The sequence below is a fragment of the Plesiomonas shigelloides genome (genome assembly GCF_900087055.1).
Classification (GTDB): Bacteria; Pseudomonadota; Gammaproteobacteria; order Enterobacterales; family CAMTGL01; genus Plesiomonas; species Plesiomonas shigelloides.
Genome location: NZ_LT575468.1, coordinates 750,739 through 774,030 on the forward strand (window position 1 = coordinate 750,739; position 23,292 = coordinate 774,030).

Annotated in this window: 17 protein-coding genes; 9 read left to right on the forward strand and 8 right to left on the reverse strand. The window is 54.8% G+C overall.

The annotated features are described in order from the left end of the window. Positions 1-85: 85 nt before the first annotated feature. On the reverse strand, positions 86-736 hold the full coding sequence (gene purN / locus NCTC9997_RS03320; protein WP_010862366.1) for a phosphoribosylglycinamide formyltransferase: 651 nt from the start codon (positions 734-736) through the stop codon (positions 86-88). Then, the gene (purM, locus tag NCTC9997_RS03325; protein WP_064977306.1) at positions 736-1,776 is read right to left on the reverse strand and encodes a phosphoribosylformylglycinamidine cyclo-ligase; all 1,041 of its coding nucleotides are present in this window, start codon (positions 1,774-1,776) and stop codon (positions 736-738) included. The genes purN and purM overlap by 1 nt, the downstream gene beginning before the upstream one ends. A 221-nt stretch (positions 1,777-1,997) precedes the next feature. Between purM and upp the strand changes: the two genes are divergently transcribed. The 3 genes from upp to hda all read left to right on the forward strand — a co-directional run bounded on the left by upp (position 1,998) and on the right by hda (position 5,271). Further along, the gene (gene upp, locus NCTC9997_RS03330; RefSeq protein ID WP_039044642.1) at positions 1,998-2,624 is read left to right on the forward strand and encodes a uracil phosphoribosyltransferase; all 627 of its coding nucleotides are present in this window, start codon (positions 1,998-2,000) and stop codon (positions 2,622-2,624) included. Positions 2,625-2,948: 324 nt separating this feature from the next. Continuing rightward, complete coding sequence (locus NCTC9997_RS03335; protein ID WP_064977307.1) at positions 2,949-4,487, forward strand: DUF2066 domain-containing protein; 1,539 nt, start codon at positions 2,949-2,951, stop codon at positions 4,485-4,487. 82 nt (positions 4,488-4,569) lie between these two features. Beyond that, complete coding sequence (gene hda, locus NCTC9997_RS03340; protein ID WP_215791181.1) at positions 4,570-5,271, forward strand: DnaA inactivator Hda; 702 nt, start codon at positions 4,570-4,572, stop codon at positions 5,269-5,271. Positions 5,272-5,406: 135 nt separating this feature from the next. Here the strand turns inward: hda and NCTC9997_RS03345 are convergent, their stop codons facing one another. Genes NCTC9997_RS03345 through bepA form a run of 4 tightly spaced genes read right to left on the reverse strand, consistent with a single transcriptional unit; the run spans position 5,407 to position 8,389 of the window. Then, positions 5,407-5,835, reverse strand: a complete 429-nt coding sequence (locus tag NCTC9997_RS03345) for a DUF2069 domain-containing protein (RefSeq protein WP_230405850.1) — start codon at positions 5,833-5,835, stop codon at positions 5,407-5,409. A gap of 52 nt (positions 5,836-5,887) precedes the next feature. Continuing rightward, positions 5,888-6,481, reverse strand: a complete 594-nt coding sequence (wrbA, locus tag NCTC9997_RS03350; protein ID WP_064977308.1) for an NAD(P)H:quinone oxidoreductase — start codon at positions 6,479-6,481, stop codon at positions 5,888-5,890. Continuing rightward, the gene (gene arsC / locus NCTC9997_RS03355; RefSeq protein ID WP_064977309.1) at positions 6,481-6,828 is read right to left on the reverse strand and encodes an arsenate reductase (glutaredoxin); all 348 of its coding nucleotides are present in this window, start codon (positions 6,826-6,828) and stop codon (positions 6,481-6,483) included. The genes wrbA and arsC overlap by 1 nt, the downstream gene beginning before the upstream one ends. Before the next feature lie 55 nt (positions 6,829-6,883). Beyond that, positions 6,884-8,389, reverse strand: a complete 1,506-nt coding sequence (gene bepA, locus NCTC9997_RS03360) for a beta-barrel assembly-enhancing protease (RefSeq protein ID WP_010862357.1) — start codon at positions 8,387-8,389, stop codon at positions 6,884-6,886. A 131-nt stretch (positions 8,390-8,520) separates the two neighbouring features. Between bepA and NCTC9997_RS03365 the strand changes: the two genes are divergently transcribed. Beyond that, entirely contained in the window at positions 8,521-8,775 is a 255-nt protein-coding gene (locus NCTC9997_RS03365; RefSeq protein WP_064977310.1) for a sulfurtransferase TusA family protein, read from the forward strand. Further along, positions 8,775-9,845: an AI-2E family transporter gene (locus NCTC9997_RS03370; protein WP_064977311.1), complete on the forward strand. Its 1,071-nt coding sequence runs from the start codon at positions 8,775-8,777 to the stop codon at positions 9,843-9,845. Before NCTC9997_RS03365 ends, NCTC9997_RS03370 begins: the two co-directional genes overlap by 1 nt. Positions 9,846-9,969: 124 nt before the next feature. On the opposite strand, the gene bcp is transcribed toward NCTC9997_RS03370, so the two are convergent. Then, on the reverse strand, positions 9,970-10,437 hold the full coding sequence (bcp, locus tag NCTC9997_RS03375) for a thioredoxin-dependent thiol peroxidase (protein ID WP_010862354.1): 468 nt from the start codon (positions 10,435-10,437) through the stop codon (positions 9,970-9,972). Between the two features lie 54 nt (positions 10,438-10,491). After that, entirely contained in the window at positions 10,492-11,052 is a 561-nt protein-coding gene (locus tag NCTC9997_RS03380) for a glycine cleavage system transcriptional repressor (RefSeq protein WP_010862353.1), read from the reverse strand. 152 nt (positions 11,053-11,204) lie between these two features. Between NCTC9997_RS03380 and dapA the strand changes: the two genes are divergently transcribed. From dapA to NCTC9997_RS03400, 4 genes are all read left to right on the forward strand, one after another. Continuing rightward, positions 11,205-12,083 (forward strand): 4-hydroxy-tetrahydrodipicolinate synthase, encoded by an 879-nt coding sequence (gene dapA, locus NCTC9997_RS03385; RefSeq protein ID WP_010862352.1) that lies wholly within the window; start codon positions 11,205-11,207, stop codon positions 12,081-12,083. A gap of 15 nt (positions 12,084-12,098) precedes the next feature. Continuing rightward, positions 12,099-13,178, forward strand: a complete 1,080-nt coding sequence (gene bamC, locus NCTC9997_RS03390; RefSeq protein ID WP_064977312.1) for an outer membrane protein assembly factor BamC — start codon at positions 12,099-12,101, stop codon at positions 13,176-13,178. 63 nt (positions 13,179-13,241) lie between these two features. After that, positions 13,242-13,955 (forward strand): phosphoribosylaminoimidazolesuccinocarboxamide synthase, encoded by a 714-nt coding sequence (purC, locus tag NCTC9997_RS03395; protein ID WP_010862350.1) that lies wholly within the window; start codon positions 13,242-13,244, stop codon positions 13,953-13,955. 514 nt (positions 13,956-14,469) lie between these two features. Further along, on the forward strand, positions 14,470-23,190 hold the full coding sequence (locus tag NCTC9997_RS03400; protein WP_082935581.1) for a glycoside hydrolase family 94 protein: 8,721 nt from the start codon (positions 14,470-14,472) through the stop codon (positions 23,188-23,190). Positions 23,191-23,292 lie beyond the last annotated feature (102 nt).

A 23,292-nucleotide genomic window follows, 5' to 3' on the forward strand; every position in this document is an offset into this window, starting at 1 on the left:
TTCAGGCTCCGCGCGCCAATAAAAAACCCGCCGTAGCGGGTTTTCTGGTGCTCATTGTAGTCAGTAATCGGTGTAATGAACCGAGTTACTCTGCCGCATAGCCTTGGGCTGGCAGTGGCTCACCATCCATCAGCGCTTGCTGATTTTGGTATTGCAGACGGCCTTCCAAGAACCATTTGATCACCAATGGATAGCTGCGGTGCTCTTGCTCTTGCACGCGCTGGGCCACATCGGCGGCGGTGTCATCATCAAAAATCGGCACTTGCGCTTGCAAAATGATCGGGCCGCCATCGAGCTGCTCGGTCACGAAGTGAATGCTGGCTCCGTGCACGGTATCACCGGCATCAATCGCCCGCTGGTGGGTATTTAACCCTGGGTATTTTGGCAGCAGGGATGGGTGGATGTTCAGCAGCTTACCGCTAAAACGCTGCACGAAGGCATCGCTCAGCACGCGCATGAAACCGGCTAAAATCACCACCGCAGGCTGGTAATGGTCAACCTGTTCGGCCAGCGCAGCATCGAAAGCTGCGCGGTCGGCGAAGTCACGCTGACGCAGTACTGCCGTTGGAATGCCGGCTGCCTGCGCACGCTCCAGGGCGAAAGCATCGCTGCGATCGCAGATCACTGCTGCAACCTGACCCGGAATTTGTCCAGCCGCACAAGCATCCATAATCGCTTGCAGATTGGAGCCGTTGCCTGAAGCTAATACCACGATATTTTGAGATGACGAAGACATTAACGGATGACCACTTGTTGTTCGTTAGGAGTCGATGCTCCGATCATACCGATTTGCCACGCTTTTTCACCTGCTGCGGTGAGAATTTTCAATGCCGACTCTACGTGCGCCTGTGGCAGCGCAATGATCATGCCCACGCCGCAGTTAAAGGTGCGGTACATTTCATGTGTCGATACATTCCCTTGCGTTTGCAGCCAATGGAAGATGGCCGGCCATTGCCAGCTGCTTTCATCGATAATGGCTTGGGTATTTTCTGGCAGCACGCGCGGGATATTTTCCCAGAAACCGCCACCGGTTAAGTGTGCAATGGCGTGGATTTCACTGTTGGCAATCAGCTCCAGTACCGAGCGCACATACAGCTTGGTGGGTGCCAGCAGGTGATCGGCCAGAGATTGACCTTCAAGCTCGGTAGTCTCTGGGTCTTGGCCGCTGACTTCCAAAATTTTACGGATCAGGGAATAACCGTTGGAGTGTGGGCCGCTGGAGGCGAGGGCAATCAAGGCATCGCCCGCTTGTACTTTGCTGCCGTCAATGATTTCGGATTTTTCGACCACGCCTACGCAAAAACCGGCCACGTCATAATCATCACCGTGGTACATCCCCGGCATCTCAGCGGTTTCACCGCCGACCAGCGAACACCCAGACTCTTCACAGCCTTTGGCAATCCCTGTGATCACGGCGGCTGCGGTATCGACATCCAGCTTGCCGGTGGCGTAATAGTCGAGGAAAAACAGAGGCTCGGCCCCCTGAACGATCAGGTCGTTGACGCACATCGCCACCAGATCGATACCGATCGTATCGTGACGCTTAAGATCCATCGCCAGACGCAGTTTGGTACCTACACCATCGGTACCTGAGACCAGAACCGGCTCACGGTATTTTTGCGGTAACGCACACAGCGCACCAAAACCACCCAGCCCGCCCATCACTTCCGGACGGCGGGTACGGCCGACGACGCCTTTAATACGGTCGACCAGCGCATTACCTGCATCAATATCTACACCAGCATCTTTGTAGCTCAAAGAGGTCTTGTTGCTCACGGGGATTCCTCGCGGTTTAGTCCAGGGTTTAAACTCGGCGGCGTCATTCTAGCAGCGAAGGCAAACGTTTGCGAGGTGTTGCGCGTAGCGGGTGAAAAAAGGGTAGTGGTAAAGCGCAATCGATTAACTTGTGAGCAAACGCACGCGAAGGTCTACCGGAATGGGTGAATTCCAGTATATAATCTGTCGATTTTATTTCGGGCTGGTGTAGGAGAAGGTTTATGAAGGTTGTTGAGGTCAAACATCCTCTGGTGAAGCACAAACTGGGTCTGATGCGTGAGGCTGATATCAGCACCAAGCGTTTCCGTGAACTGGCATCCGAAGTGGGCAGTTTGCTGACCTACGAAGCTACCGCAGATCTGGAAACCGAGAAGGTTACCATTGATGGCTGGTGCGGTAAAGTCGAAGTTGAGCAAATTAAGGGTAAAAAAATTACCGTAGTACCGATCCTGCGTGCCGGTCTGGGCATGATGGACGGTGTGCTGGAGCACGTGCCAAGCGCGCGCATCAGCGTTGTGGGCGTGTACCGTGATGAAGAGACTCTGGAGCCGGTACCTTACTTCCAGAAGCTGGTCTCTAACATCGAAGAGCGTATGGCGCTGGTGGTTGACCCAATGCTGGCTACCGGTGGCTCGATGATTGCGACTATCGACCTGCTGAAAAAAGCCGGTTGCAGCAGCATTAAAGTGCTGGTGCTGGTGGCAGCGCCAGAAGGGATCGCGGCGCTGGAAAAAGCGCATCCGGATATCGAGCTGTATTGCGCGTCCGTGGATAAGTGCCTGAACGAAAAAGGCTACATTATCCCGGGTCTGGGTGATGCGGGCGATAAGATCTTCGGTACTAAATAATCGGTACTCAATCATCAGTGCCAACATAAGTTAAACCAGCACTGACGCAGGGATTTTATAAATAGAACATCACCTTGCAGGTTGTTGTTACGTGCTACTGGCCATGTAGTGCAGGCCATGTGGTAGACACGAGCAGCTCCGGTGTGATTTCTATGACAGATTTTTGCGAGCAGCTTCAGACGCCGCCTTTGTGCGGCGTTTTATTTTTTGCGGTTACGGCACTTTTGCGGCAATGTACCGGTCAAAAGCGGCAGTCATACGGGCATTGATACCCGTAGTTAGAGTAGTTAGACCCGAAATCGAGAACTCCAAGGGGAACAAGGTATGCGGATTAAACCCATCGTGGCATGGACTTTCCTGCTACTGGCGGGCGGCGTGCAAGCGGCAGAGGTGAATGATTTTTATCTGGTGCGCTTGCCGGCAAGTGGCGCCCAACTGACCGATGCTCAGCGTAGCGAAGCGCTGGATGATATGTTGATCCGCTACAGTGGTCTGCGTGAATTACCGGCCTCTCCGGCGCTACAAAGCGCTCAGCAACAAGCTGGTCGTTATATTGCCCAAACACAAACGCGCAATGAAAACGGCGAAAAGACCGCCGATGTCAGCTTTGATCCAGCCGCTGTGCAGCATTTGGCACAAACCTTAGGCTTACCGGTGTGGAACCATGATCGTCCGGCCATCATGCTGTGGTTGGTGGATAACCGCGGTAATAACAGCGCAGGCGAGCGGCGCATCATGCTCGATCAAGAGTATTCCGCTGCTCGTGAACAACTGCGTCAAGTCGCCATGGAGCGCGGGATCCCACTGCTGCTGCCTTTAGGCGATCTGGAAGATAACATGGCGGTGTCGGCCAGCGATGTGTACGGCAACTTTATTAACCCAATTGCCGCCGCCAGTTTGCGTTACCAGCCGGATGCGGTACTGGTGGCGTCACTGAACAATGATAGCCTGACCTGGCATCTGTATGATGCCGCGCCAGATAAGCTGCAAACTTCACTGCCACAATCGCAAGAATATACCTTACCGGGCGCGCCAGATCAGACCGTTGGTGAGATGCTAGAGCAGGTCGCCGATTACTACGCGAAAAAAGCGCGCGATGCGGCTACACCGGCTACTGCCGTGGCGGGTGCCGCTTCGGCGAACATTGCTCCTGCTAGCACTGCTGCGGTCGGTGCGATTAACGCTGGCTCAGAGCCTGTGGCTAACTCTGCACCGGCTGTCGATTCTGCTGCGACTGCCGCTGTGGCACCTATTGCCATGGGCGCGGCCTCAGCGACCGCCGCCACAACTGCTGTCCCAACAACCGCGGTGCCCATTACTGGCCCACAAGAGACATCTGTGGCTGGCGGAATGGTACCCGCGAATGTACCGGCGACTGCGACAGCGGCAGCCAGTGCCGCAGCTAATAGCGTGGCGGGTAGTGCATCGGCCGATGGCGTTTTACCTACCGCGCAGCTGGTGCAGCAAGATATGCAGGCACAATCGGCGCTGCCGGATGCCAGCAGTGTGAGCGGCTATGCCGGCACGGTGATGCGTAGCGGTACCACGCCGCCGCCGGCCTCCGCGATTTCACCGCAAATGAGTTACCCCTCTACGCCGCTGGCTGATAATCAATACGCCTTGGTGGTGGCAGGAATAACCTCGCCTGATCAGTTAACGCAGCTCAGTAAACGCCTGAAAGCACTGACGGCGGCGACGGATGTACAGATGATTGGTCTGGCCGGTAGCGAAGTGGAATATCACATGGTGATGAAAGGAACGCGCGCTGATTTGGAAAAAGAGTTGGCGGCGGCCGGTTCGCTGAAAATGGATGCGGGCAATGCGGCGCAGGGAAAAGTGCTAAAATATCAATGGGGATCGTAACCGATCCCCAGGTGAGTTCTAACATGGCCCTGAACATGATAGACTTAGCGGCAGTTATATTAATGAGTGGACTTGAGTGGATCTGAATACACCGGCTCAGCTGTCGCTACCGATCAACCTTCCTGACGATGAAACCTTTTCCAGTTTTTATCCGGGTAAAAACCAGCAATTGCTGGAGGCGATCCAATCCCTGATTCAGGGCGATAGTGGCGGATATCTCTACTTCTGGGCGCGTAAAGGCGCGGGACGTAGTCATCTGCTACACGCTGCGTGTGCCGAACTGTCTGCTCATAATCTGGCGGTAGGTTATGTACCGCTGGATAAACGCGAGTATTTTGGTCCCGATGTGCTAGAAGGCATGGAGCATCTGGCGCTGGTTTGTATCGATAATATCGAGCTGATCGCGGGCGATCCCGAGTGGGAATTGGCGATTTTTGACCTGTATAACCGGATCCGTGAGCAGGGGCGCACGCGTTTGCTGATCGCCGGTGATCAGGCACCGCGTCAACTCAACCTGACCTTACCGGATCTGGCATCGCGTCTGGATTGGGGACAGATCTACAAACTCTATCCACTGGCGGATGAAGATAAGCTGCAGGCGCTGCAAGCGCGGGCGCGTTTGCGTGGCTTTGAGATGCCAGAAGATGTTGGCCGCTTTCTGCTCAAGCGTTTGAGCCGCGATATGCGGACCTTGTTTGATACCTTAGATAAACTCGATCACGCCTCGATAGCGGCGCAGCGTAAGCTGACCATCCCGTTTGTGAAAGAGATCCTCTCGCTCTGAGTTGGGTTTTCTCGCTTTTTATCTACTTGCCTGCCTATCTATTTATCTTGTTATCTTTCTTTCTATTAAGGGCTATCGTGGCTATCTAGGCTAATTGCGCGCGATACCTGAGGCGCGTGTTGTCGTTTTGGGATTTTATTCCGCTTTTAGTTTGCGCAGTTTTAGCCCCAATTCTTGACCACGTTTACGTGCGTACAGCAGATTTAAGGTAAAGCTACCGCTTGTTAGGATCAGCTCGACAATGCCCAGCCAGCGCTCACCCTCATCAATGGTGATGATCGTTAAGGCATGTAAAAAATAGAGCATCAGGACGAAATTAGCCCACGCATGGGTATACGGCCGCCCTTGAAACAGTCCACGTAAAGGGAACAGTAACGGCGCACACCAGCCTAGCGTGACGGCCCATGCCGGTAGGTGCGGATGCGGTGAAAGCCATAAATGCCAAACCACCTGCCATAACAGTAACCCGAGCCAAAATAGACGAGTACCTTGCCACAAGGTATGGGTATAAGTGCCGGGTGGTGGATAGCTTGCGGAAGGGGTTATCGGGGTCTGTGCCATCATCAACATCCTGTTAATTGTCTGTCCATTTGCCAAAGCACGCTTTGCGGCAGTATCAGCGTGCTGGCGGGGCATTGTCACGCAGTTTTTTGCATACCTGCGCCAGTCGCTGCCCTTGAATGCGCGCCAGTTGCTGCTCATGAGGGCTCAGACCTGGTTGATGTCCGGTATGCCCCGCACCATAAGGCGCGCCGCCTTGCTGGGTTTGATGCAGCGCCGGTTCACTGTAGGGCAGGCCGAGCACCAGCATACCGTGGTGCAGCAGCGGTAACATCAACCCCAGTAAGGTGGCCTCTTGTCCGCCGTGTTGGCTGGATGATGAGGTAAACACACAGGCCGGTTTGTCGATCAGACTGCCTTTGAGCCAGTCGGCACTGGTGCTATCCCAAAAGTGCTTCATGGGTGCGGCCATTTGGCCAAAATAGCTGGGGCTGCCTAAGGCGAGCCCCATGCAGTGTTCGAGCTCATGCGCACTAACGCGCGGATCGTCATCGGGATGTTCGGCGGCATGGGAGGTACTTTCTCCCCACTCGGGCACGGTGCGCAGCCAAACGGGCAGACCTTCGGCTTGGACGCCGCGCGCAATCTGCTGTGCCAGACGGCGGGTGGCTCCATGGCGTGAGTAATACAGTACCAATACCGCCGACATCAGAGGATATCCAGAACCTGTTGCGGCGGACGGCCAATACGCGCTTGGCCGTTATTGACCACAATTGGCCGCTCGATTAACCGTGGGTGAGCCAGCATAGCATCCAGCAATTGATCTTCGCTCAGCGCCGGATTATCTAAACCCAACTCGAGATATGCGCTCTCTTTGTGTCGCATTAAGTCACGTGCCGAGGCAAGGCCGAGCTGTTGGATCAGCGCTTGTAAGGTGGCTTTATCAGGTGGTGTTTGCAGGTACAGCACCACATCCGGTTGCAGACCACGCTCTTCGAGCAGGCTTAAGGTTTCTCGGCTTTTTGAGCAGCGTGGGTTGTGATAAATGGTCAGCATGATTAGCGATGTTTCCTTTTTCGTTATTATGGCGAGCGCGATTTTTGTTGTTATCTTAGGATTTAAATTTACTGTAGCGATTTTGTAGCTGGCGCAGCTGATCAATGCGCGCATCATAGCGCGCTTGCTTGAGGCTATTGACCTTCACCAGCTGGCTAGCGTTAGTCAGCAAGGTGATCGCTTCATCGAAATTGCCTTGCAGTGCGCTGTTTTCGGCGCGGGCGGCCAATTCGGCATCACGTTGACCAAGCGCGGCATACACTTCGGCTGACAGTCCCCAACCATTGAGATCATTTGGATTGGCGAAGGTATAGCGCTCCAAGCGCTTGATCGCTTCTTGGGACTGACCGGCTTTGTAATAGGCGTTGGCCAAGTTGAGCTGTAAGACGCGGCTATCGGGCTGGCTTTGCAGCGCCTGTTGCAAGCGGCGTACCGCATCGGCACCACGATTCTGGCCGATATCAATGTCGGTCATCAGATCGATATACCACTGATTTTTCGGGCTCTGCGTCAGTAACGGTTGTAACTCGGTGCGTGCTTGCGCGTACTGGCGGTTTTGATAAGCCAACAAGGCTTTACCGTACTGCGCCGCTTGTTTTTCTAACGCATTACCTTGCGCGCTCATCTGATTCAGTGTGGCGCTAGACAGCGTATTTTCACCGCTGCCGTACATCCCAAGCAGACGGATTTTGGCTAGCTGGAACTCCAGTGAACCGCTTGGATGGCGTTGTGGCAGGCGATTAGCGCGAGTTTGCGCTTCGGCTAAACGGCTTTCTGGTAACGGGTGCGTCAGCAAAATTTCGGGTGGCTTAGAAGCGTAACGATACTGCGCGGCGAGCTTTTCCAAAAATGACGGTGAACCTTGCGGATCGAAGCCCGCGCGCGACAGCAAGGCGATCCCAATCCGATCCGCTTCTTGTTCGTTGCTTTGGGTAAACGAAATCATATTTTGCTGCGTACCGGCCAAGGTACTGCTGAGCGCCGCCATCCCCATTTGTGGGTTTGCCATGGTCAGCAATATCGAGCCGATGGTTGCCGCCCAAGTGAGCGGTGCGGAGCGCTGTTGCTCTTCCATCGCACGCGCCAGATGGCGCTGGGTAACGTGTGAGATTTCGTGCGCAATGACCGAGGCCAGTTCGCTTTCGTTATCGGCGGTCAGGATCAAGCCGGAGTGCAGCACGACGTTGCCGCCAAAAAAGGCGAAGGCGTTGAGATTATTGTTGCGGATCAGCAGGAAATTAAACGGTGTTTGCACCGAATCGGCATGCCGCACCAGACGTTGGCCTAGACCGGCGATATAGGCATCGAGCAGCGGATCGGAGATCAACGGCGCTTTACCGCGCATTTGGCGCAGGTAAAAATCCCCTAGCTCTTTTTCCTGATTAATACTGAGTACGCTGCCGCCAGCAGTGCCGATATCCGGCAAATCGCGGTCGAGCGCAGCATCCGGACTGCTTTCCGGCAAACGTAAATCCAGCGCTGCTTGAACGGGCAGGCTGCTGGTAAGCAAAATGCCGGTCAGCAAGCCGGCAATCGCAGAGTGCGAAAATCGATATGCCATGGATCTCTGTATTATCCTTAATCTAACGACGCCGTAAGTAAACTTCGACCCTGCTTTGCAGGAGAAGTTCTTCTGCCCGCAGGGACACTCCTTTACAATAGACAGACATCTTACACCGGTGCCAAGATGTTATGGAAATGATTCAAATTGATTTGAGTGCGTTACGCTGTCCGCAACTGTTATTGCAGGCGAAAAAAACGTTACGCATGTATCCTGATGCCGCAATGGTGGTTTTTTATCTTTCCGGTTCGGCGGAGTTGCATGATTTGCTCCGTCTGGCACTGGCGCAGGGATGGTGTGTATCCCATGAGCATGAACAGGCGTTATCACGCTGGCGGGTGCAATTGAGCCGTCGGCCTTCTGATAGCCAAGGAGTTGTAAGTTAATGTTGGCGATGTTGTTGCGCTGGTACCGCCAGCGCTTTTCCGATCCGCAGGCGGTCAGTCTGGCATTGCTGCTGTTGATTGGTGCCGGAACCCTTTATTTTTTCAGTAGTTTGATCACTCCGCTGCTGGCTGCGATTGTGCTGGCGTACCTGTTGGAGTGGCCGGTCGGCCGTCTGAGCCATTACGGGATGCCGCGTACGCTGAGTGTGGTGCTGGTGATGTCGGCGTTTGTTGGTTTGATGTTGCTGTCGGTGCTGGTGTTGGTGCCAAGCCTCTGGCAGCAGTGTGCCAATTTGGCACGTGATATTCCGACCATGCTCAATCAATTCCACAATTTTGTCGCGTCCTTGCCAGAGCATTACCCAGATTATATCGATTACAGCATGCTCGATACCTTAACCTCGAGTTTGCGCGATAAGTTTCTGGCCATGGGCGAATCGGTGCTCAAGTTATCTTTGGCGTCACTGGTGAGCTTGGTCGCACTGGCGGTGTATCTGGTGCTGGTACCGCTGATGGTATTTTTCCTGCTCAAGGATAAACAGCAGATGTTTCGCGCCGTATCGCGAGTGCTGCCGAAAAATCGCCATCTGGTCGGTAAAGTGTGGCTGGAGATGAACCAGCAAATCACCAACTACATTCGCGGTAAGGTGATTGAAATTTTGGTGGTTGGGGTGACCTCGTACCTGACGTTTATCGCCTTTGGCCTGAACTATCCGCTGTTGTTGGCGGTATTAGTGGGGCTGTCGGTGTTGATCCCGTATATCGGGGCGGCGTTGGTGACCATTCCGGTCGCGCTGGTGGCGCTGTTTCAGTGGGGCATTTCGCCGGAGTTCTGGTATCTGCTCACTGCCTACCTGATTATTCAGGCGCTGGATGGTAACTTGCTGGTGCCGGTATTGTTCTCGGAAGCGGTGAATTTGCATCCGTTGGTGATTATTGTGTCGGTGCTGGTTTTTGGTGGGCTGTGGGGATTCTGGGGCGTCTTTTTTGCCATCCCACTGGCGACCTTAGTCAAGGCGGTGATCAATGTTTGGCCAGCGCCGGAAGAGCCACCGATGGAAACGGCGTGAGTTGTTTGCCGCTTTAATGGCAAAGCGAAGAGCAAAACGCGAAGAGCCAATAAATAAAAAGGACGGGGTAACCCGTCCTTTTTGCTGTCTGGTGTTTGTTGGCGTGCGCTGTTAAGCGCGGCGCTTACAGGCTACGCAGGTAGTTGAGCACTACTTCGTGGTGGTCTTTGGTCTTAAAGCTATCAAAGACGTGCTGCACGGTGCCTTGCTCATCAATCAGGAAGCTGATGCGATGGATACCATCGTACACTTTGCCCATGAACTTCTTCTCACCCCAGACGCCGAACTGTTCGGCCACCTGATGGTTTTCGTCAGACAGTAGGGTGAAGTTAAGCATCTCTTTTTCGGCAAAGCGCGACAGTTTCTCTGGTTTATCGGTGCTGATCCCCAGGACATCGACGCCAAACTGTTTCAGATCAGGCTGGCTATCCCGTAAGCCACAGGCCTGTACGGTACAACCCGGCGTCATGGCTTTCGGGTAAAAATAGACCAGCACTTTGCTGCCCAGATAGTCGCTCAGACTGATCTCTTCGCCGTCTTGATCGAGCAGCGTAAATTGCGGAGCTTTATCTCCGGCCTTTAGCGTTTGCATAAGCGGTAAGTCCTTGCGTGTTCAGATTCTGGTCATTGTTATGGCAGTATCCGGTTACGGCTGCTCAGGCTGGCTGTGAACCGCAACATTGATATTGCCCTGTGCGCCCAATTTCTGACACAAAGCGTGGAAATCATCAATCACTGAATGTTGCTCCAGCGCACAGTTTTGGCAGTGGGCTGCAATCTGAATGCTGAGCAAGGGAACTTGTCCGGGCCGTGCTAAGGTCTTCGAGGCCAGCTCGGCAATATCCAAATTGCGCGAGGCAAAAAAGTCGGTAAATTTTTCGATGATGTGCGGGGAGTCATCCACATCCACCTGCACCCAGACCATCGCCGGGTACGGCGCTTTGGGCTCGCACACCGTGCGCTTCATGACGATCATCAGGTTTAATTCGGCGGCGGTAACCGGCAAAGTGGATTCGATGCGGGCGATGGCATTCCAACTGCCGGACAGCAACATGATGAAGGTGAACTCGCCCCCGAGCAGGGCTAAACGGCTGTCTTCGATGTTGCAATCGCAACTGCTGACGTGACGGGTGATGGTGTTAACGATCCCCGGACGGTTTGTTCCGACCGCGGTCAGAACCAGATAATGAGCTTGCGGCTGTTGCACCCTGATATCTCCGAAAGCATGGATGCTTGCATGGTAGCACAAAATATTTTGTTTCCGGTGAGCAAAACTGAGCCGTATCTGCATTGTGTAGCTTGCATTTATCGTCCGGTAAAAAGTACCATGATTAGTCAAAATTCAAGGGAGATAATCAGATGTTTTCAGGAAGCATTGTTGCGCTAGTTACGCCGATGGATCAGGCCGGAGAAGTTGATTATGCAAGCCTGAAAAAATTGGTGGAGTATCATGTAGCCGGTGGGACTGATGCCATCGTTGCCATGGGGACCACCGGTGAGTCGGCAACGCTCAGTGTGGAAGAACACATCAAGGTTGTCCTGAAAACCCTTGAGTTCGCAGATGGCCGCATCCCTGTGATTGCCGGTACCGGTGCCAATGCCACTGCCGAGGCTATCACGTTGACCAAAATGTTCAACGATACCGGCGTGGTGGGTTGCCTGAGCGTAACGCCTTATTACAATAAGCCGACCCAAGAAGGCTTGTTCCGTCATTATTCGGCGATTGCCGCGCATACCGATTTACCGCAAATTCTTTATAATGTGCCGGGCCGTACGGGTTGCGATCTGCTGCCGGAAACGGTGGGCCGTTTGGCGCAAGTGCCTAATATCGTGGCACTGAAAGAGGCCACTGGCGATATTAGCCGAGTACAAAAAATTCATGCGTTAACAGGGCCAGAGTTTACCCTGTTAAGCGGCGATGATGCGTCTGCGCTGGACTTTATGCAGCAAGGCGGACGCGGAGTGATTTCGGTCACCGCAAACGTAGCAGCTGAAGCGATGAGCCGGATGTGCCGTTTGGCACTGGCTGGTGAGTGGCAAGCTGCAGAAGAAATTAACGCAACACTGATGCCGCTGCATGTGGATTTATTTGCCGAATCAAACCCGATTCCGGTGAAGTGGGCGTGCCATCGTCTGGGTCTTATCAGCCACGACATGCTGCGTCTACCTTTGTTACCGCTGAGCGAGACGGCTAAACCCCGTGTCGAGAAAGCGTTGCTTGCAGCTGGTTTGCTCTAATTGTTGGGAGTAGGAATGTCTCACTCGTTGAAAGGCACTGCGGTGCTGAAAAACACGCTGTCCGTAAAGAGCGTGTTAGGGTTATCGCTGGTGATGGCGCTGACGGCCTGTTCATCTGATGGCGGTCGCTTCAAGCGCGAAGTCAACGGTAACGACAGTTACCTGAATACTCCGGCGCAAACGGCCATGGTATGGCCGGCCGGCGTCAGTGCGCCGCTGGCGTCCAATGATTATGCGATCCCATCTGCTGGACAAGGCCCTGTGGGCAAGCAGGTGGATGTGCGTCCTCCGCAGCAAGTGATGCCGCTGTTAAACGGCTCCCGTACGCAATCGGAAGGCAATCTGTCACAAGTGATCATGGAAGGGCGCTTATATCCAGCGCAAACCTTGTGGGGCAATCTGTTAAGTGCTCTGCAGCAAGAAAAAGTGACCATCGCCAGCCAATCAGCTGCTGACATGACGCTGACCACCGATTGGGTGAATTGGACCCAAAGCGATGAAGTGCAGAACATGCGCGCCCGTTATCAGCTGCAGGTACAAAGCCAAGGTTACAACACTGTGCTGCAAAGCCGCCTGACCGAGCTGCAAGACAGCCAAGGCCAGAGCGTCACCGAAAGCACCGAGATCCAGCGTTATAACGCGATGTTGCTCAACAAACTGATGAGCACCATGGATGCGCAAAGCCGTGCTCAAGAAGCCGCTCGTTTGGCGCAGCAAGGCGCGGTACTGAACGTTCAGGCCGGTCAGGATAATACCGGTTTGCCGGTGTATATCGTGCGTGCCGGTTATGATGTGGTGTGGGCGCGTTTGCCAGCCACGCTGAGCAAGCTGGGCTTTACGGTCGAAGAGCGTAATCGTCCACAAGGTCAAATGACCTTGAGCTACAAGAATATCGGAGACAGCGGCTGGAGTGCGCTGTCGGCCAAAGATCCACAACTGTCGCGCAGTGAATACAAGCTGCAAGTCGGGGATCTGGGGAACCGTACCAGTTTGGCGCTGACGGATGCAGACGGTAAGCCGTTGTCCGACAGCAGCTTCGAAGCCTTGCTGCCAGCGGTGCAGGCGGTATTCGACAGCCAAGCTGTAAACCAGTAATGGATCAAAGGGGCCTTCGGCCCCTTTTCTTATTTATACACCCCTCAATCATGGAGTAGAAAAATGCAGAAGCGAGCTGAGCTGTATCGTGGTAAGGCTAAAACGGTGTACAGCACAGAGAATCCGGATTTTCTGGTGCTGGAGTTCCGTAATGATACCTCAGCCTTTGACGGTCAGCGGATTGAGCAGCTGGATCGCAAAGGGATGGTGAATAATAAATTTAACTATTTCATCATGACCAAACTGGCCGAAGCCGGTATTCCAACGCAGATGGAAGCCCTGCTGTCGGATACTGAGGCCTTGGTGAAAAAACTGGATATGGTACCGGTTGAGTGTGTGATCCGTAACCGTGCCGCCGGCTCTTTAGTGCGTCGTCTGGGTGTACAAGAAGGGATGGAGCTCAATCCGCCAACCTTCGAAATGTTCCTGAAAAACGATGCCCTGCATGATCCGATGGTCAACGAGTACCACTGCCGCTCTTTTGGCTGGGTGACCGATGAACAACTGGATCGGATGAAAGAGCTGAGCTTCAAGATCAATGCCGTACTGCAAGCGCTGTTTGCCGATGCTGGTCTGATTCTGGTGGATTACAAGCTGGAGTTCGGTCTGTTCCACGGGGAGATCGTGCTGGGCGATGAGTTCTCGCCGGACGGTTGCCGTCTGTGGGATAAAGATACGCTGAAGAAACTCGACAAAGACCGTTTCCGTCAAGGTCTGGGCGGGGTGATTGAAGCGTACGAAGAAGTGGCGCAGCGTCTGGGTATTGAACTGGCCTGATTTTCTTTGGTTTTTCCACGCAAACGTTTACGTCTAGTCTGTTCGTGTAAAGTCGGTCGAGGCCGTATCCGTGTAGGCGTGATGTAAACCGAGAGTGGAAAAACAATGCCTAAGCACGAATGCGTGTTATCCGGCAATAAGCAGGGAGCCGTCCGGCTCCCTGTTGTTTTTATGTGTTTGGCTGAAGTTTTAGCTAGGGTTTTAGCTAGGATTGCTTGCGGCTAAGTAAATCAGCGCTATGTCTATCCGCAGGGCCGCTCTGCTCTGCTTTTCTTTTTTGCTTTGCTCTTATCCCTTATTCCTTGCCTCTTATCCCTTTGCTGTGGCTTTGCATGCCTTCGGCTTTCGTTCTGCCAATTTGTCATGAGGCTTAATACTCATGCGGTCATCGTATTAAGCATTTGTGTTCTATGCTTACCAATGACCTGTCGCGCTTATGCGCGTGCAGGCATAGTGCGCCTTACGGTTTCGGAGTTGTGCGGTCTCCGTCTGAACAGGGGAGATGACGGTGAATATGAGCCTTTTTTCAGCGATACGGCGCAAACTGCGCTGGCAGCATCCGGAGGTGGCCGGTATACAGGCGGAAGCGCCATTACGGGCCGAATTATTTACGGCTGGCCAAATGGAGCGTCATGGCCGAGTACTGGCGCGCTCGCACAAGCTCAGCCGAGGCCGTTGCCCTGAGCGCTTATTGCCGCGTTTGGCAGAAAATGAGCAGATCCTGATCCGTTGCTGTCAGCTGCTGCAAGTATCTACCTCGCAGCAAAAGCTCACTCCCGCAGGGGAATGGCTGCTGGATAACTATTATCTGATTGAAGAGCAAATTTACCTGATTCGGCAAAATCTGCCGAAAGAGTATGGTCGCGGTTTGCCGCGCCTGAATAACCCCGCACAGCACGGTATTCCACGAGTTTATGATATTGCGCTGGAAGCCATCGCGCACGGCGATGGTCATTGGGATGCAGACAGTTTCAGCCGTTTTGTTGGTGCTTATCAGCAGCAATCGGATCTGAATTTGGGCGAGTTATGGGCGTTGCCCATCATGTTGCGGCTGGCGTTGATTGAAAATTTGCGCCGGATAGCTCGCCATCTGACTGATGAATTACACACCACCGCGCTGGCGATGACATGGGCCGAACGGTTGGTGCAGGTGAGTCGTCAGTCACCGGATGCGTTGATCCAAGCGTTGGCGGAGTTGGCGCAGACACCGGTGTGCTTGTCTGCCAGCTTTGTGGCTGAGCTGACGCGTCGCTTACAGGGCAAAGATCCTGGCTTGTCGGTGGTGACCGATTGGTTGGCGCTGCGTTTGCGGGAACAAGGGATGACGCTCGATAGCGCGTTGCAGCAGCATGCGCAGTCGCAGGCGGTTAGTCAGTTGTCGGTCAGTAACAGCATCAACAGCTTACGTGCACTGGAGCAGATGAACTGGCCGGAGTTTGTCGAAACCATGAGCGTCAGCGAGCAGATTTTGCGCAGTGATCCGGCGGCGGTGTACGCGCGCATGGACTTTGCCACGCGCGATCGTTATCGCCATCAATTGGAGCGCTTGGCACGCCGTGCCCGTGTGAGTGAGCCGGTGGTAGCAAGGCGCTGCGTCGAGTTAGCGCAGCAAGCCGGAGAGCGTTATCACAGTCAGGACCGGCGTTTACATGTTGGTTATTACCTGATTGGTGACGGTCAGACGCAGCTAACCCGTGAGTTGGGGATCCGCAGTTCATTGACGCGACGCAGCCAGCAGTTTTTACATCGTCATGCACTGCCAGCATATTTGCTGGCCGTTTCTGGATTTGCGTTGTTGGCGGTGGGCGTATTGGCCTTCAGTATGTTGACGCCTCATGCTAGCGATATGCCTGCGTTTTTCGCGGCGGTTGCCGGTAGCAGCCCCTTCGCTATGGTCAGCTGCGGGTTATTGCTGGTTTGCGCGTTTTTGGCATTCAGTCAGCTGGCGGTGCAGTGGGTCAATGAATTGCTGACGCGCACCGTGACGCCGTCTCATCTGCCGAAAATGGATTTCTCTCATGGCTTACCGCCGGAGTATCGCTCGTTGGTGGTGGTGCCGATGTTATTGCGCTCACCGGCGCAAATTGATGCAGCGGTGGCGGCACTGGAAGTGCGTTATCTGGCCAATCCCGATCCTTATTTGCACTTTGCGTTGCTGACCGATTTTACCGATGCACCGCAGCCCACGTTGCCGGAAGATGAAGGGCTGTTGAACCATGTTCGTCAACATATCCAAGCCCTGAATCAACGCATTAATGGTGACAGTCGCGGCAGTATCTTCTTCTTATTCCACCGCGAGCGGCGCTGGAATGAGCGCGAAGGCTGCTGGATGGGCTATGAGCGCAAACGCGGCAAACTGGCGGCGCTGAATGCCTTTTTGCTCGGCCAAGATCCGGATGCCTTTGATGTGATTGCAGGTCGGCGCGCGGTACTGAGTAATATTCGCTATGTGATCACCTTGGATCTCGACACCCAGCTGCCGCCCGGTAGTGCCACCCAGTTGATCGGCACCTTGGCGCATCCACTGAATCAGGCGGTTTACGATCCGATTTGTCAGCGAGTGGTGGCCGGTTATGGCATTTTACAGCCGCGCATCGCCGAGCAAATCCCTGAGCAAGGGCTCAATGCTTATTTGCGCGTGTGCGCGACCGAGTGCGGTCTTGACCCTTATACCCGCACGGTATCGGATGTGTATCAGGATCTGTTTGGCGAAGGCTCGTTCATCGGGAAAGGCATTTATGATCTGGCGGTCTTCGAGCGAGTGCTGCGTGGGCGCTGGCCGGAGAATCAGGTGCTCAGTCATGATTTGTTGGAAGGGTGCTATGCGCGCTCGGGCTTGGTCAGTGATGTTGCGCTCTTTGAACAATCTCCGGATAACTATTTAGCCGATGTGGCTCGCCGCCGGCGTTGGGTGCGCGGTGATTGGCAGTTATTACCTTGGCTGCGCCGGCGCGTGCGGACATTAGGCGGCAGTTGGGAAGACAACACGTTATCGGCGTTATCGCGCTGGAAACTGTTGGATAACTTGCGCCGCAGCCTAACGCCGTTAGCCACGTTGATGTTGCTGGTGGGGGGATTATTGCTGACGACGCCAGTAAGTGTGCTGTGGATAGTCGGGCTGCTTTGGCTATCACCGGCGCTGCTGGCGCTGGTGTTAGATGTAGCTCTGGTGGCCAAAGAGGTCTCGTGGTGGCAGTACAGCCGTTTGAGCGTTGTTAAGGCGTTGCGCCGCATTCGTCAGCAAGGATTGCAACTGTTGTTGCTTCCTTTTGAAACGCTGTTTCATCTCAGCGCGGCCAGCACCGCATTATGGCGGATGTTTGCCAGTCACCGGCGCATGCTGGAGTGGACAACATCCGAGGCGCAGCAGCAACAGGCGCCCCGCTTAGCGGCAGATTTTTATCGCCAGATGTGGCTGTCATGGACGCTGGCATTGCTACTGGTGCCGTTAGTGGCACTCAGCATGTCGGCGAATCTTGGGTTAGCGTTGGCCATTGCCGCCGGTTGGTTACTGACGCCGTGGTTGATGGCAAGGCTAAGCCAGCCGGTACAGATCACGCCGGCGAATTTATCTCGTGAGCAGCAGCGCTATTTACGCCAGCTCAGCCGCGAGACCTGGGGCTTTTTTGAAACCTTTGTCAGTGCAGATGACCACTTTTTGCCGCCGGATAATTATCAGGAAGTACCCGATCCGGTGGTGGCGCATCGCACGTCACCGACCAATATCGGGTTGTCGTTACTGGCCAACCTGACGGCGTATGATTTTGGGTATATCCCGCGAGGCGAACTGCTGGCGCGCACGCGCCAGACGTTAGATACCCTTGAGCAATTAGGACGTTATCGAGGCCATTTTTACAATTGGTATGACACCCAGACTCTGCGCCCGCTCTATCCTCGCTATATCTCAACGGTCGACAGCGGCAATCTGGCCGGTCATTTGCTGATTTTGCGCCGCGGGTTATTGGCGCTACGCGAAGTTCCGCCTAATTGGCTCAGTTGGCAGCAGGGATTGATGGATACCTTGCAGCTTCTGATTCAGGCGTTAGGTGAGCGCGCCTCACCGGTGGCCGAGGCATTAACCGATCGCTTGCAAGAAGTGTTGAGCTGTAATGGCGCGGAGTTGGAACAATCGCCGCTGGCCTACTTTACCCGCGTGCAGCAGCTGGCCGCTGAGCTCAATTTGTATATTCAAGATACCTACACCAGTACTGCGGCTCGGCGCTGGTCGCAGGCGTTAGTGCAACAAACAGGGTTGCTGGTGAGCGAGCTAGAAGGGGGCAGCGCGGTGCAGCAACAGCAGCAGGCGGATATCGCATTGCTCGCCCAGCGCTTGGAAGCGTTAGCAGATATGGACTTTGAGTTTCTGTTCGATCCGGCGCGCCAGTTACTGCGTGTTGGCTATAACCTAGACTCGCACCAGTTTGACCTTGGCCACTACGATTTGCTGCAATCAGAAGCGCGGCTGAGCTATTTTCTGGCGGTTGCGCGGCGGCAAATTCCTTTGAAGAGCTGGTTTAATTTGGGCCGTTTGCTGACAGTGTTAGATGGGCGCGCGGTGCTGGCATCATGGAGCGGCTCGATGTTTGAGTACCTGATGCCGCAATTGGTGATGCCGTCATACCAAGATACCCTCATCAGCACCACCTGCCACCATGCTGTGCTACAACAGATGCATTATGGCCGACAAACCGGTTTGCCGTGGGGCGTTTCGGAGTCTGGTTATAACCGTACCGATGCGCAGTTTAACTATCAATATCGTGCGTTTGGCGTGCCCGGATTAGGGCTCAAGCGCGGCTTAGCGGAAGACCGCGTGGTGGCGCCGTACGCCACTATGATGGCATTGATGCTGGAGCCGCAAGCGGCGCTGCACAATTTGCAGCGCCTGCAAGGTATGGGCGCGCGCGGTGGTTTTGGTTTTTATGAGGCGCTGGATTTTACGCCGTCGCGCCTGAATCGGGGCGAGACTCACGCCCTGATCCGCTCTTATATGGCGCATCACCAAGGTATGGGATTCTTGGCGTTGTCCCATGCTTTATTGGGGGCACGCATGCCACAGCGCTTCAGTGCGGAGCCGTTGTTCAAAGCGACCCAATTGTTGCTGCAAGAGCGGATGCCGAAAGTCATTAGCGTTTACGTGCAGCGGCAGAAATTTGAACCGGTGTGGGAAGAGCGCCCAGATCTGGGGGATGTGCGCCGCCAATTTGGCGTTGCCGATCTGACGCAGCCGCAAATCCAGTTGCTGTCTAACTCCCGTTATCATGTGCTGCTTAGCCAAAGTGGGGCTGGCTACAGCCGTTGGCATCAGCTGGCGTTGACGCGCTGGCGCACTGATGCCACCACCGAGCGCTATGGGTTGTTCTGTTATCTGCGCGAGGTAAACAGCGCACGTACGGATAGCGTGACATGCCAGCCATTTGGCCGACGACCGGAGCTGGCGGAAGCGGAATATCGGGTGATATTTTCTGAGTCGCGCGCTGAGTTTAGCCAGTGCTTGACGCAGGTGTCGGTACAAACCGAAATCGTGGTTTCTCCAGAAGATGATGTGGAGCTGCGCCGTATTCGACTGACCAATGACAGCTACCATCCACTGACACTGGAGCTTACCACTTATGCCGAAGTGGTACTGGCGCCGCTGATCACCGATGAGCTGCACCCCGCGTTCAGCAATCTTTTTATGCAGACGGAAATTGTGGCTGGATTGCAGACCTTGCTGTGCCATCGCCGAGCACGCACGGCGCATGAGCGCAATCCGTGGTTGTTCCATCAGTTGAATGTGCAAGGCGCCGAGAGCGAAGCTATCAGCTATGAAACTGACCGCATGAAGTTCATTGGCCGTGGGCGTAGCGCGGCCAATCCGCAGGCATTAGAGCAACCGTTAACCAACAGTCATGGTGCGGTGCTCGATCCGATAGTGGCGATCCGCCGTCGTATCACGTTGGCACCGCAATCCACCGCTACCGCAGATTTGCTACTGGGGGTCGCACCAGAGCGCGAAAGTTGTTTGCTGTTGGCGCATAAATACCGCGATCCGCATTTGGCCGATCGGGTCGAGCATTTAGCGTGGACGCACAGTCAGGTCTTTTTACATCAACTTAATATCAACGATCAGGATGCGGCGCTGTTTAACCAGTTGGCAGGGCGTATTTTGTACCCCGACGCCCGTCTGCGCGCTGAACCGGCTATTTTGCAGGTTAACCGGCGCGGGCAATCGGATCTGTGGCCGCAGGCGATCTCTGGCGATCATCCAATCTTGCTGGTGCAGGTACAAAGTGCCGATGGCGAGAGTTTGGTGCGCCAGTTGCTGCAAGCGCATGCCTATCTCAGGCATAAAGGTTTTATCTTCGATTTGGTGATCGCCAACCAAGAGCATTCAGGCTATCGCCAAGAGCTGCAAACTTCCCTCGGTGGACTGCTGAATGCGACCGGCGCCTCAGAGTATGTGGATCGCGCTGGCGGCGTCTATCTGCGTGCGATGCAAAATCTGACGGCGGAGGAGCAAACTTTGCTGCAGGCGGTGGCAGTGGTGATTTTGGATGAGCGCCACGGCTCATTAGCCGAGCAATTGGCAAGTGATACGCGAAGCTCAGCATCTATCTCTGGCATTGGAGCATCCGCTACGCTGGGCGCGGCCAGTGTGACGCCACTCACTTCGGTGTCGATCACCTCGGTGGCAGCGTTGTCGATGACGCGACGCGCTAACCGCGTCGCTCCGCAGGATGCGTCTTCAGAGCCTGACATCACCTATTCGCAGCAAGAGTTGCAGTTTTTTAACGGCTTAGGCGGTTTTAGCCGCGATGGGCATGAGTACATTTTATTGCTAGATCGACAACGCAAAACTCCGGTGCCGTGGAGCAATATCTTGGCGAACCCTCATTTTGGCTCGGTGATCAGTGAAAGTGGGCAAGCGTACACCTGGTATCAAAATGCGCATGAATATCGCCTGACGCCGTGGCATAACGATCCGGTGACCGATCGGAGCGGGGAGGCGCTGTATATCCGTGATATGGAACGGGGAGAACTTTGGTCGCCGACGCCGCAACCGTGCACGGGAGAGGGGGAATACCGCACGCGACATGGCTTTGGCTATAGCGTATTCGAGCATCAACAAGGCGGCATTGAAAGCAGTCTGCAGGTGTTTGTCGATCGCGAACGGCCGGTGAAATTCTGGCAACTGCGGCTGGTGAATCGCTCTGCGGTTCGCCGTCATCTGCAAATCACTGGCTATGTCGAATGGATTGCCGGTGATTTGAAACAGAAAACCGCCTTGCACGTGGTTAGCTGGCAAGATGCGGGCAGTCGTGCGTTGTTGGCGCGCAACACATACAACCACGCGGGCGATCCGCGAACACTCTTTTTTGATGTCAGCATGCACGAGCGCAGTGTCTGTAATGACCGCCAGCAGTTCTTAGGGCCGCTCGGTCAGGAAAGCGCGCCGCTTTGGCTGGCCGTCGAACAGGCACCTGAGCGACTGCCGGGCATCAATCCGGCCAGTTGCGATCCTTGCGCGGCGCTGCAGGTGAATGTCCATCTGCTCAGTGGCGAAGCCCGTGAGCTGGTGTTTGTGTTGGGCGCTGAAGAGGATGAAACCCGCGCACTGGCGTTATTGCAACAGTTGCATGGGCGCAGTGATGATGGTGGGATGGTGGCGCAGGCCGATCGCGCTTTGGCGGCCGTGCATGCGTTTTGGCGTAACACATTGGGCGCAGTTCAGGTCAGCACCCCAGAGCCTGAGCTGGATGTACTGCTTAATGGCTGGCTGCTATACCAGACCTTAGCTTGTCGCGTGGAAGCGCGCAGTGGCTATTATCAGTCGGGCGGCGCCTTTGGTTTTCGCGATCAGCTGCAAGATTGCATGGCATTGGTGCATGCTGCTCCGAGCTTATTGCGCCAACACTTACTGACCGCGGCTGCACGGCAGTTTATCGAAGGTGATGTACAGCACTGGTGGCATCCTCCGCTCGGACAAGGCGTGCGTACCCGCTGCTCGGATGATTATCTGTGGTTGCCGTATGTGCTGTGTCATTACGTGAATAGCACCAGTGATTTGAGCATCTTGCGTGAGTCGGTTAGTTATCTGGCAGGGCGCGAGCTCAAAGAAGGGGAAGAGTCATACTACGATGCCATGCACGCCTCAGGGCAGAGTGAAACCTTGTATCAGCATGCGGTGCGCGCCTTGATGCACGGGCTGCGCTTTGGTGAACATGGGTTACCGCTGATGGGCTCGGGAGACTGGAATGATGGTATGGATCAGGTTGGGATCCACGGGCGCGGGGAGAGTGTTTGGCTCGGCTTTTTCCTGTATGACGTACTGCAGCGCTTTGCTGAATTGGCCGAGCGCTGCGGCGATACCGCCATCGCTGAGATGTGCCATCAATATGCTGAGCCGCTACAACAAAATCTGGAGCAACATGGCTGGGATGGTCAGTGGTATCGACGTGCCTATTTTGATAACGGCAGCATGCTGGGGGCGGCGATTAACAGTGAGTGCCGGATTGATGCCATCGCGCAAAGTTGGTCGGTTCTATCGGGGGCGGGAGCTTTGGAGCGCAGCCGCTTAGCCATGCATGCGTTAAACCGTCATCTGGTAAAACGGCCGGAAAACATTATTCAGCTGCTTGACCCACCCTTTGATCGCGCCGAGCCAAACCCCGGCTATATCCGGGGTTATGTGCCCGGCGTGCGGGAAAACGGTGGGCAGTACACCCATGCCGCGGTTTGGTCAGCCATGGCATTTGCCGCGTTGGGCGATAAAGAGCGGGCGTGGGAGCTTACGCGCATGCTCAATCCGCTTAATCACGGCAAGAGCTTAGCGCAAGTGGCACAGTATAAAGTCGAGCCGTATGTGGCGGCGGCTGATATTTACGCGGTAGCGCCGCATACCGGCCGTGGTGGCTGGACGTGGTACACCGGCTCGGCCGGTTGGATGTACCGCCTCATGAGCGAGTCATTGCTGGGGATCAAACGCAGTGGCACGCGCTTACTGATTGAACCTTGCTTACCCGAAGAGTGGAATCGCTTTTCGATCCGCTATCGTTACCATAGCGCCGAATATCATATCGAGGTGGAGCAGGTCGATAATCACAGCGCAACGGGCATGACGGTCGATGGTATCGACAATCCCCAAGAGGGCATTCAATTGCAAGATGATGGTAAAACCCATCAAGTGCAGTTGCGGATCCGCCGCGAGAATGGCCAACCGGATAGTCATAAACGCGATGATCGCCAGCGAGCCTAAGCACTGTACTGACCTTCATGCATGATATTCGCCCCTGCGCACGGTTCTCTGTGGGTAGGGGCGACAACCTGCCATTTGGCCGCTGATCTGTTAGCATGCCGC